The sequence below is a fragment of the Streptococcus equinus genome (assembly GCF_900104225.1).
GTDB classification, from domain to species: Bacteria; Bacillota; Bacilli; order Lactobacillales; family Streptococcaceae; genus Streptococcus; species Streptococcus equinus_D.
This window is the reverse complement of the sequence record NZ_FNJK01000002.1, coordinates 326,048-337,908: the sequence shown is the minus strand read 5'-3', so window position 1 is coordinate 337,908 and position 11,861 is coordinate 326,048. Positions and strand designations below refer to the sequence as shown.

Here is an 11,861-nt window from a genome sequence, read left to right as displayed (position 1 = left end):
CCTATTCTTTCAATTTATCAACACTAAGATCTGGACTTTCATAAGCACGGTCGCTTAAAAAAGCTATCAGCAAAATCAAAATATACTGGTAAGTAAACATGGTAAAAGTAAATAAGTAGAGAAATCCGACTAAGAACACGCGATATTTACGATTACGCAAGAAATTTTTAAAATTACTGAAAATCGGTAACATATATAGTAGAAACATGCATAAACCACCTTGGGCTAATAATTGTGTAATGGAATTACTAAAGCCAGTATTATAACTTCGCCAGCCTCCCATGAAGGCTTTTAAGGCATCAGAATTGTTAAAACCATTGCCCAACAAAGGTTTATGTGACCAAGCTTTCATACCAACGATAAAATCATCTGTTCGGATGGAACCAGAACTCTCTCCCATCTTGGCTGTCAGCATGACATTGGCAATAATCACTGCAGCAATCAAAGCAACTGGAACAATGGTTACCTTAATTAAAGCAATGATTGTCCCATAATTCTTGGCTGAAATGATGGTATAAAGCCAAAAGAAGAGAATCAACAAAATCCCAGTTGTTGAGGTAGTGCTCAAAATCGCTAAGGTAAATAAAATCCGATTCAAAGGATGTACTTTCTCACTGACTAGAAACTCAATCAAAAAACCAATCGTAAATTGCAAAGAAGCCATCGGTGCTTCTGTGAAAATCGCGGTATTTCTGACAAAGCCATGGAGTATCTGAGACTCAAAATAAATGCCATAATAACTGGCAACTGACTTTGGCTCATCAGTTCCCGTCCAAGTTGAAAAGACATGTGAAGTCGGGCTACCAAGTTTCAACATTGAAAAAAGTAACCAGCAAATCATCGACACAGTTGCCACAAAAAGAACAAGATTACGATAACGCAACAAGACTTCTCTTCTCTCCTTGACATCACTGAGATAGTAATAAGACAAAATCGTAGCTGTCGCTAGGATAAATTTACTACCAGATACCAGCTTATAGTTTGTGATGACCAACCAAAATCCAATATAACCTGTGACAATCAAAATAATCATCATTGTAATGCCCAGATAGTTATAATTTAACCGTCCTTTAGTCAAGAGATAACCCAAAAATGACCCCATCAAAAGCAATAACATGCATTCTGAAAACTTACCACCCGTGTGATTTAAGTGCATCCATACCGAACGTGAATTTAGCATAATCGCAGTTACAAATGTATAGGAAAAGAAAGCATTGACAGCTCTTCTAACCTTTATCTTTGGATACATGAGTAACTCCTTTCTACTATCTTAAAATCATTCATTGGCATGTTTAAAAAGTTCCTAGTGATTTTTTCAGATAATACCCTTGGCGAAGACGTTCTGACACTCTAGCAACATTAGCAAGCATTTCCTTGTACTCTTCTTCTGACAAGTTGGCAATGACATTGGCAATATCATTTAGTGAGGTAACAACAAAGCCAACTTTTTCTTTTAAGACAAAGTCAGCCATGGCTGCATGGTTCCAGACAATAACAGGAAAGCCTGTTGATAGGTAAAGAGATGTTTTATGTGGGTTATTGTATTTTAAATAATCCCCGTAAACACCGGTACATGAATTAATCGAATCACCATCCCAGATAAGACCAAAGCTACCATGGAGATTTTCTGGTAGGTCTTCTGGCAAGAATGAACCATTATAGGTAATGTTGTCAGAATGCTCCGGCGCTGTGTAATTTGCCCCAAAAAGTTGCAAATGAACACCTTTAACTTGATTGATAATCTTGAGGTAACCAATTTTATTGGCATCCAAGTTTCCTGCAATGATAAGTTCATTAGTTTTTGTTTTTGGACTGATTGTAAATGACTCATCATGAAGGTAGTCAAAGATTTCAAGTGATGAAATCTTCTTGCTATCATAACCAGAATCAATCAAGTATTGGCCCATTTTGTCGTTGTGAACAATAATTCCTGAAGCTTGTGATAAGATAGGCTTTTCTTCGACACGAAGACGAATTTTACGGCCTAATGATAGGTTAGTTTTGTTAATGTATCTAAGGCTTTCTAAATCGTGAATAAGGATAACAATTTTGATGTTTTTTCGGTTTAGTTTTTTGAGCAAACGTGATAAAAAGACGTTTTTACTCAAGACAGGAAATTGAATCACCACTTCATCTCCTGCAGAAAGGCTATCTAGTTTTTTCTCCCAAATTTTAACATTTCGATAGCTTTCTTTAATAGAAGCAAAGGCATTTTGTTTGCCTTTATAAGGAATGGTGATGTCGATTTTTTGATATCCTGTACCCTCAAGGATTTTTTCGACATCCGCACGCGCCTTATTAGCGGCATTCTTCATGTTCTTTGCGATTGGTTTTCGTTCTGCAATATAATATTTCATAGTTTTTCCTAAATTTTTCAAAAATCTGTTACTTGTTTTTATCGGTTAACAAGGTTGTGCCATGCCAATTACGTTCGTCTTCTTTAGGCAATTGCATGTAGTCCCCGTACATCTTAAGCAAAATTTCAATGTAGTTTTTAGGGGCTGTCATCTTAATCCCTTCAAAGGCTAACTGGCTAGTTTCCTTATAAAAGGATGATGGATAGACTTCTTTAAACCAATGCCCTCCCATTGGATTACCAATCATCTCCATCTCATCTACTGGATAACTTTTCAAGAAATCATCGATGCGACGTGTCCAATTGCCGGTTTTAAACAATTTTTCAACCTTTAGATTCAGTGCCAGCATAATCAATGATTTTTTGAAACCACCGTGTTTTTTATTTAGGTTGACAAGCTCGCTGAGACAAGACAAATTGCGCATTTCCCTCAATAGCGTTAAAGTCTTTTCCCATTTAAAGCGCTCAAAGCCACCTGCTGGCACACCATCCAAAGGAAAAATATCTACCCAAAGATTTTGTATGGTTTTATTTTTCGTATAATCACGACGCAACTGAACCTTTTCATTCTCGATTCGAATATAGGGATAAGGAAAATCACTGTCTGTTGTGAAATGTTTTAGACCAAAGTTATCTGGCAATTCATCAGCAACCAAGTCTAGGAATTTTTCGTAATCTTGTCGTTTCATGCCGATATCAAGATCATCATCCCAAGGAATAAAACCTTGATGACGGACGGCACCAAGAAGGGTCCCACCCATGATGTAATACTCAATATCATGCTTATCACAGATAGACATGATGATTTTAGCCATCTCTAATTCTTTTTCTTGAATGAATTCAAGATCTGTTTGATTTTCTTTTGTCATGTAGATCCTTTCTAAGGTTTCTAGCTTACTTCTAACTCTGCAGCGTGAGCATTTTTATCAGAGTCTTTAGGTGGTGTCATGTAATCACCATACATTTGTGACAAAATAAAATCGGCATCTTCTGGACCTTGTAAGACATTGTTTTCAAAAGCATACAGTTTCCCATGACCGTATTTTGTTTTTGGAAACATTTCTTTAAATTTGTATTGTCCCATGAAGTTAACGACCCATTTTGAATCCTTGTAGGGATATTTCTTCAATAGGCTATCGATTTTCCATAGCCATTTTTTAGCGTCCATATTACGACCAAAGCCTGTTAATTGGACAAATTTGATAACCAAACGTTCTGACAAAGGACGATTTGGACGTTGAAGATTGACACGGTCAAATGTCGCAATGTGGTAGAAAGCACGTGAAACCAAGAGACGCATCTTATGAATTTCACGAATGAAGTAATTATTTGGCATACCATCTAAAGGAAAAATATCAATCCAAGCATCTTCTGTACGTTCGACTTCGCTCCCCATACGTCTTAAATGATAACGAGTGTCCACGATTCGAGCAAAGTAATAATGATGGTCTGTTTCATCATAAAAGGTATTAACTTCCATATAGCTTGGCAATTGTTTCGCTACATTTTTAAGGAAGTCATCATATTGCTCACGCGGAATTCCAAGGTCAATATCATCATCCCATGGAATAAAGCCTTTGTGTCGCACAGCACCAAGTAAAGTCCCACCTAACATGTAATAGTCAATGTCATTTTCAATAAGATAGGGCTTGATTTCAGACATGATGTTCCAGATGATTTTTTGAATTTTCGATAACTCTTCCATACTTCCCACCTTTATCCCTTCGCATTCAAATCTTTTTTGATTCGTGTTGTCGAAATTTCAGGTGTGCGTGGAAGGTAGACAACATCTACACCTTCATCTTTCAAGAAATCAAATTTACCTTTCCAATCGTCTCCCATAACGAAGGTATCAATATGATATTCATGAACATCTTCTTTCTTTTGTTCCCAGTTTTTCTCTGGGATTACAAGATCCACATAACGGACTGATTCAACCAAGGCTTTGCGTTGTTCGTAGCTAAAGTAACATTTCTTTTGTTTTTCATTCCAGTTAAATTCATCTGATGAAATGACAACAACCAGATAGTCTCCCAATGCTTTAGCACGTTTTAACAGATTGATATGTCCATAGTGCAATAAATCAAATGTTCCATAAGTAATAACCCTTTTCATTTTATTTCCCCTTTTTTTGTTTTGTACTTTTGCTTCATAGGTCGTTGCTAAGAATGATTTGCCGCTTTCTGATTTTTTGTGACGTCCCATCAAAGCTTGAACCACTTGATGTGGATCTTTCTTGTCATTAATAATGCTATTGACGGCTGTCACAATTGGTAATTCAACCTTAAAGGTCTCAGATAATTCAAGCGCTGCTGGAAGGGCGTTAATTCCTTCAACAACCATTTGAACTTTTTCAATTGCCTCATCAACAGAGTAGCCTTGGCCAATTAATTGACCGGCTCTGTTATTTCGGCTATGTTCACTAGTTGCTGTTACAATCAAATCACCCACACCAGCCAGTCCATCAAACGTTGATTCCAAGCATCCCATCGCTTGGCCTAAACGTTTAATCTCAGACATACCGCGTGTAATCAAAGCTGCTTTGGCATTATCACCGTATCCCAATCCTTGTGAAATACCAGCAGCAAGTGCGACAATATTTTTCATAGCGCCACAAAGTTCAACTCCCTTGATGTCACTGTTCGTATAAACACGAAGTGTTTTATTCATAAAGACATCTTGAACAAATTTGGCAGCTTTTTCATTCTCACAAGCTGAAACAATGGTGGTTGGCATATCCAGTGCCACTTCTTCAGCATGTGTTGGTCCCGATAAAGCAACAATCTCAATGTGATCGTGTTTGCCATCTCTTTTAATCTCAGTTGAGATGACTTCAGATAACATGTAATGAGTGGTTTTTTCAATCCCCTTAGCCACATCTACAATAATCTGATCATCTGGAATCAGACTTCTCACTTTTTCAGCTGTTTCTCTGACATACAAAGACGGCACTGCAAACAAGATAATATCCTTATTCTGACAGGCTACTTCCAAAGATTTGGTGAAAGCAATGCTGTTTGGAATAACCATTTCAGGCAATCGGTGGTTTTTATGTGTCGTCACTAACTCATCGATTTCAGATGGAATGGCTGACCATACCGTAACATCATTCCCATTTGATGCTAAGACACGCGCTAAAGCAAGTCCCCAGGTCCCAGCGCCAATAACTCCTATCGATTTCACTTTAATCACCCTCAATCCTACAATTCTTCAGCAACACACGCTAAAGCCGCTTCGATGACTTTGTGCATGTCGTAGTAACGGTATTGCCCTAAGCGTCCACCAAAGATGACATTTCCTTGTGCATCCGCCAATTTCTTATACTCTTGGTAAAGATTGTTGTTGCGGTCATTATTCACTGGATAGTAAGGTTCATCACCTTTTTCCCATGTCTTAGAATGTTCTTTGGTAATAATGGTCTTAGGCTGTGTGCTGAATTCGAAATGCTTGTGCTCGATGATACGAGTGTAAGGTGTTTTGGCATCGGTGTAGTTAACCACAGCATTTCCTTGATAATTGTCTGTATCTAAGATTTCGGTTTCAAAACGTAGGCTACGGTATTCCAGTTCACCCAGTTGGTAATCAAAGAATTGGTCAATCATCCCTGTAAAGACAATTTTAGGAAAGGCTTTGAGGTACTCTTCTTTTTTATCGAAGAAATCAACGCCTGTCTCCACATCGATGTTGTCATGCGCTAGCATTTTTTCAATGATTTGTGTGTAACCACCGATTGGAATGCCTTGATAGGTATCGTTGAAATAGTTATTGTCATAAGTCAAGCGAACTGGCAAACGACGAATAATGAAGGCTGGCAATTCTGTACAAGCTTTCCCCCATTGCTTTTCAGTATAGCCTTTAATCAATTTTTCGTAGATGTCTGTTCCAACTAATGAAATAGCTTGCTCTTCTAAGTTTTCAGGTTCTTTTCCACCAAGAACTGCACGTTGTTCAGCAATCTTAGCTTGTGCTTCTTGTGGTGTCACCACACCCCAGAGTTTATTGAAGGTGTTCATGTTAAATGGCAAATTGTAAATTTCGCCATTGTAGTTAGCAATCGGTGAGTTCGTATAACGATTAAACTCCGCAAATTGATTGATGTAATCCCAGATTTTTTTATCTGATGTATGGAAAATATGTGCACCATACTCATGAACTTGAATGCCTTCAACCTCTTTGGTGTAGATATTTCCTGCGATGTGGTCACGTTTTTCAATGACCTTTACTTTTTTCCCTTTTTTGGCAGCCTCATGGGCAAAAATTGACCCAAAAAGGCCTGAACCAACAACTAAATAATCATAGTTTGACATTAAAATCTCCTGTTTTTAACATAATTTAACAAATAGATGGTAAACTCTTCTGTTAAAATAATCCCAAATATTCCATAGATAAGTCCAAATACCAATGCTGATACGACTAAAGTCAAGAAAAGTGATGTCATGTGTAACACCGAAACAACAACTATAGCACCAAGTGATGCTACTAATGCTCCCAATAAGTTCTTGTACGGTTTGATATTACCCATAATGTCTTTCAAAAAATCTTTTAACACATAAATCTGATAGCTTGTTACGAAAAATTCAGCAACCAATGTTCCAAAAGCGGCACCCGAAGCCCCAAATTTCGGAATGCAAATGGCATTAATCACTAGATTGACAATCGCACCGAGCGAAACAGATTTTAAAACATCCTTTTCTCGTTCAATCGGAACAAGTATTTGAATTCCCAATAAGTTTGATAGCCCAATCAAAAACAATGTCGGCATGATGATTTGCATGGGAAGGATTGACCCTGTGTAGGCATAACCTGACAAGAAGTAAATGCCTTCTTTTGCATAAATCGTAAAGTAAAACCACAATGGAATTGAGATAAAGCATACAAACTGTAATGAGCGAATCGTCAGTTCCTTGAACTCTCTGTTTCTTCCTTCTTTGATGTAAAATGACAAACGTGGAAGTAAAACAGCCCCCATAGAAGTTACTAAACTGACTAGAATCGATTTGATTTTTACAGCGGCATTGTAATAGCCGACAGCCTCATCTCCCTTCATGAATCCTAACATCACTGAATCCAAATTCGTATAAATGGTTGTGGCGATGGTCATCATAAAGAAACTAAAAATTGGACCAATATGCTGTTTCAAATCCATATGGCTGTACCATTTGAAATTAAGAAAACGTCTCAAATTAATGAAATTAAAGAAATTTGATCCAACACTAGCTAAAATGGTGATGGCCCCATAAAGGACATAATCACTTTTTTGATGAACCAACATGAACATTAAAATCAGTGATACAAGTTTTAAAATAATTGATCTAATAGTGATATATGAATATTGCTCCAAAGCTTTATAAAGCCACTCACAGCCAATTAAATTGAAAAATAAAGTGGCCACATTAATCATAAAGAGCGTCTTATCCTGTGCCATCCTAGGTACCAAGAAAATCGCAAGGATATAAGTCATCAAAGACAAAGTCATTGCAATGGTATTAATCACCATGATTTCTTGAACCGTCTTTGACAAGTCATCTTTGTTGTCTCTTGCTTTAGCACAAGCACGAATACCATAGGTTGGAATTCCCAACATACCAACCATGGAGAAGTAAGAAACAATCGAAGTCGCAAAGGCAACCTTACCAGTCCCCACCGGTAAAAGTACCCGTGAGACATAAGGAAAGGTAATTAAGGGAAAAATAAAATTAGACATTGTCAAAATAAAGTTCATCACAATATTTAATTTTACTGAGCTTCTTTTATTTTTTCGCATGACTACCTACTTCCCTCTCTCTTTAAGACAACGGCAAAAGTTTTTAAAATAATTTTGGTGTCTGTAAAGAGCGTCCAATGTTGAATGTAATCCATGTCCAAGGCTACAACTTCCTCAAAATCCGTAATATCACTACGTCCGCTGACTTGCCAAAGACCTGTAATTCCTGGTTTTGCTAGCAGGCGTTTAAAGTGATGTAATTCATAGCGATGGTACTCATCAAGGGTTGGTGGACGCGTCCCAACAACTGACATATCACCTTTTAGCACATTAATAAATTGTGGCAACTCATCCAAAGACCAATCACGAAGTTTATGACCAAATGGAAAAATTCGTGGATCATCTTCCATCTTGAACATCAAATCTGTGTCCAAATCATTTTGTGCCATCAATTCTTTTTTACGTTCTTCCGCATCTGTATACATGCTTCGGAATTTGTAAATCTCAAAAACCTTACCATTTTTCCCAACACGTTTTTGTTTGAAAATCAAAGGACCTGGTGATTGTTTTTTAACGATTGGTGCGATTATCAAGGCAACCAATCCTGTTAAGATGATACCGACAATTGCAATCACAATATCCATCAAACGTTTTAGAACAATTTGACGCCCTTTAACAATATTTGAGGCAAAAGTCACGTAAGTCTTTGAACCAAGTTTGATCAAAGTACTCTCACTATTAGCTTTTCCAGCATTACCTGTGAGATCAAGTGTCGTCGGAATCCCCAAACACTTCAAACAATGGGCGAATTTTGAAACAATGGCTTGGTTATTTCTGGAAACAACGATTTCATCAACCTGATGACAGGAAACAAAATCTCTAATTTCCTTTTCGTTTTGTAGGACGTCTTTGTCTACTTCAGCATTAACACAATTGCTGATATAAGCAATGACGTCATAATTTGATGCCTGTAAATTGGCTTCTAGAGCTCGGCTATTATTAAAATCAGTTACTAATAAAACTTTTTTAGCTTCTTCCTGACGTCCTTTAAGCCAATAAGTTGTTAGCTGACGTCCAATCAATAAGGTCATTGTCACGAGGACAAACAACTGACTGACAAGGTAATAAACTGGATGACCAATGATTTTCACAAAATGAAAATGTCCCAAACACAAAACAGATGTGAAAAGGATACTCACCCTCAAGCCATAAGCGATTGACTTTTTAGCATTTGTTACAAAATTTTGGCCAGCAAATGATGAATAATCATTATTCAAAACACTAATAAATATAACCAAAATCCCAAAAAAAGCTGCAAAAAAATAACTATCAAAAATAGCGTATGAATATACGCTTGATAGTACAATGTAACTGATAATCAAAGCCAGAACATCAGCCAAAAGATAATAAATCTTTTTTCTTAGATTCTCGCTGTACATAGTCCTATTCCCTATTCTAAAAATCCTAATTTCCCTTATGCGATAAAAGTTACAAAATCCCAATAAACTTTTATCATTTTTTCAATGCTTTCCCATAAGCATTGCTTGTTCTTGTTAACGTCGAGTTCCCAGCTCAAACGTATTTTTGTTCAGCCTCAAGTTATTAAGCTCAAATACTCAACTTAAGGTTGTCTTTGTCATTGAAAGCTTTAAACAATACCAATTCTCCCAAAACTGGCATCTTTTTTATGCTACAGTGATAGCAAGAGCATTTGGCATCCTCGCCACTGCTAAAATGAGTTCAATAACAAGTTTCGTTACTGCTTTTATGATTTTGAAGAAAAACTTATACTTAATGCTTTTTGTCGTACTACAAATTACTCTTAAGTTTTTGATTTTATCCAAAATAGCTAAAAGACGAGTTTTACTCGATTGATCAAATGACTGATTATGACATAACTCGCTTATTTTTTCCTGATTTACCTTAATCATTGACGCAATCGTCAACAATCTTCTCTTACAATCCCGAGAAGAACACTCTCTCGCTTGTAAAAAACTTGTCCTAAATAGCTTAACCATTCTCGAATTTGTCTTCATCGAAATCCTCGAAAATGATTCATCAACTTTTGGGTGCACTAAATAAAGCACATCAAAAGCGATGCTTCCCTTATTATTTGAATTCATAAATTCTCCATCCCAATCTGTCTATTATTATGAATTTTTACTGAGTTCGAATGCCATGTGATATTTCCTCCCACAGAAATACTGCATTCGCGATGATTTATATTCTAGCATCATTGAAATAATTTTTCAAATCTTTAATTTTTTGAATTTTTAATATTGATTTTTGGATAAAAATCCTTATTTTTACTAGGTTGGTGTCGTTTTCTGAAAACATAATTTTCCTTAGGTAGAAATGTTACAAAACGGTTACAGTTTTTTCATATTTTTTTCAGATTTTCATTGTTCGTTCTTTTAACGCTTACATATTCTAAAGATTCTGACTACTTGCGGGATTTGCAATTTTAAGCTAAACTAAAGCTATGAGAATACAACAATTACATTACATCGTCAAAATCGTGGAAACCGGCAGTATGAACGAGGCTGCCAAGCAACTTTTCATTACACAACCAAGTTTATCAAACGCTGTTCGTGACTTGGAACGTGAGATGGGAATCGAGATTTTTATTCGAAATCCTAAGGGAATTACCTTAACCAAAGATGGGGTTGAATTTCTTTCATATGCGCGTCAAATCCTTGAACAGACAGCACTTCTCGAGGAACGCTACAAGAGTAAAAATACCAACCGTGAACTCTTTAGTGTCTCAGCGCAACACTATGCTTTCGTGGTTAATGCCTTTGTTTCTTTGTTAAAAGGCACAGATATGTCACGTTATGAGCTCTTTCTTCGTGAAACCCGAACATATGAAATTATCGATGACGTCAAAAACTTCCGATCAGAAATCGGGGTACTTTTCCTAAACAGTTACAACCGTGACGTCTTGACCAAGATGTTTGATGACAATCACTTGACTTATACAAGCCTTTTTAAGACACGACCACACATTTTTGTCAGCAAAAACAACCCGTTAGCTGAGAAAAAACTCGTGACCATGGAAGATCTTGAAGATTTCCCTTACCTAAGCTACGATCAAGGAATTCACAACTCATTCTACTTCTCTGAAGAAATTTTATCTCAAATTCCGCACAAAAAATCAATCGTCGTCAGTGACCGTGCTACACTGTTCAATCTTTTAATTGGTCTTGATGGTTATACCATTGCGACTGGTATCTTAAACAGCAACTTAAACGGAGATGATATTGTATCTATTCCACTTGATGTTGAAGATATGATTGATATTGTCTACATTCGCCACGAAAAAGCTAACCTTTCTAAAATGGGCGAACGTTTCATTGACTATCTTTTGGAAGAAACAACCTTTTAAGAGTATGTAAAAACGCCAATGATTTTATAATCATTGGCGTTTTTGATAAGATATTATGAAAAGTTAATCTTCCAGTTCTGCTATTTCCGATTAGACTTGAAAGTGATATTCTTTCAAGTCTAATCGGAAATGGAAGCCCCTTTGTTATCACACTTTGAACCAGAAATAAACGAATAGCTGTCGACATATCAAGACCTAGTTCTCGGTAGATTTTTGAAGCTTCATTTCTTAGCTCATCATCGATGTCGATTTTGATTAATGACATACCGTCTACCTCTTTTCTGAATATTCTGATAATTGTATTATAGCACATTTTTTTCCGTTGGAAACACTTATTTATCATTTTTTATGGTATGATGTGAGCTTTTTGGCATCTTTTCGTTCCAAATAACCAAAATACCACTTGGAAAATTTCC

At 36.6% G+C, this 11,861-nt stretch carries 11 protein-coding genes and 1 pseudogene; 1 reads left to right on the top strand and 11 read right to left on the bottom strand.

Annotation, left to right across the window (positions count from 1 at the left end; genetic code table 11):
• Position 1: 1 nt before the first annotated feature.
• The 10 genes and pseudogenes from BLP98_RS04435 to BLP98_RS04395 form a co-directional block, all read right to left on the bottom strand.
• Complete coding sequence (locus tag BLP98_RS04435; RefSeq protein WP_074482100.1) at positions 2-1,249, bottom strand: hypothetical protein; 1,248 nt, start codon at positions 1,247-1,249, stop codon at positions 2-4.
• 43 nt (positions 1,250-1,292) lie between these two features.
• A complete protein-coding gene (locus BLP98_RS04430; RefSeq protein ID WP_074482099.1) occupies positions 1,293-2,357 on the bottom strand; it encodes a glycosyltransferase in 1,065 nt (354 codons plus the stop codon).
• A gap of 28 nt (positions 2,358-2,385) precedes the next feature.
• Positions 2,386-3,225 carry a LicD family protein gene (locus BLP98_RS04425; protein WP_074482098.1) on the bottom strand — a complete coding sequence of 280 codons (840 nt, stop codon included), beginning with the start codon at positions 3,223-3,225 and terminating at the stop codon, positions 2,386-2,388.
• A gap of 20 nt (positions 3,226-3,245) precedes the next feature.
• Positions 3,246-4,061 carry a LicD family protein gene (locus BLP98_RS04420; RefSeq protein WP_074482097.1) on the bottom strand — a complete coding sequence of 272 codons (816 nt, stop codon included), beginning with the start codon at positions 4,059-4,061 and terminating at the stop codon, positions 3,246-3,248.
• Between the two features lie 11 nt (positions 4,062-4,072).
• Complete coding sequence (tagD, locus tag BLP98_RS09550) at positions 4,073-4,471, bottom strand: glycerol-3-phosphate cytidylyltransferase (protein ID WP_234792797.1); 399 nt, start codon at positions 4,469-4,471, stop codon at positions 4,073-4,075.
• A gap of 57 nt (positions 4,472-4,528) precedes the next feature.
• Positions 4,529-5,539: pseudogene (locus BLP98_RS04415) on the bottom strand (NAD(P)H-dependent glycerol-3-phosphate dehydrogenase); the annotation flags it as partial.
• Between the two features lie 17 nt (positions 5,540-5,556).
• Entirely contained in the window at positions 5,557-6,663 is a 1,107-nt protein-coding gene (gene glf, locus BLP98_RS04410) for a UDP-galactopyranose mutase (protein WP_074482096.1), read from the bottom strand.
• Positions 6,663-8,120 (bottom strand): flippase, encoded by a 1,458-nt coding sequence (locus BLP98_RS04405; RefSeq protein WP_074482095.1) that lies wholly within the window; start codon positions 8,118-8,120, stop codon positions 6,663-6,665. The genes glf and BLP98_RS04405 overlap by 1 nt, the downstream gene beginning before the upstream one ends.
• 2 nt (positions 8,121-8,122) lie before the next feature.
• Positions 8,123-9,499: a sugar transferase gene (locus BLP98_RS04400; RefSeq protein WP_074482094.1), complete on the bottom strand. Its 1,377-nt coding sequence runs from the start codon at positions 9,497-9,499 to the stop codon at positions 8,123-8,125.
• Between the two features lie 246 nt (positions 9,500-9,745).
• The gene (locus tag BLP98_RS04395; RefSeq protein ID WP_074482093.1) at positions 9,746-10,183 is read right to left on the bottom strand and encodes a hypothetical protein; all 438 of its coding nucleotides are present in this window, start codon (positions 10,181-10,183) and stop codon (positions 9,746-9,748) included.
• 359 nt (positions 10,184-10,542) lie between these two features.
• Between BLP98_RS04395 and BLP98_RS04390 the strand changes: the two genes are divergently transcribed.
• Positions 10,543-11,445, top strand: coding sequence for a LysR family transcriptional regulator (locus BLP98_RS04390; protein WP_074482092.1), 903 nt, complete (start codon positions 10,543-10,545; stop codon positions 11,443-11,445).
• Here the strand turns inward: BLP98_RS04390 and BLP98_RS04385 are convergent.
• The gene (locus BLP98_RS04385) at positions 11,411-11,710 is read right to left on the bottom strand and encodes a type II toxin-antitoxin system RelB/DinJ family antitoxin (protein WP_074482091.1); all 300 of its coding nucleotides are present in this window, start codon (positions 11,708-11,710) and stop codon (positions 11,411-11,413) included. The genes BLP98_RS04390 and BLP98_RS04385 overlap by 35 nt on opposite strands.
• Positions 11,711-11,861: the final 151 nt, after the last annotated feature.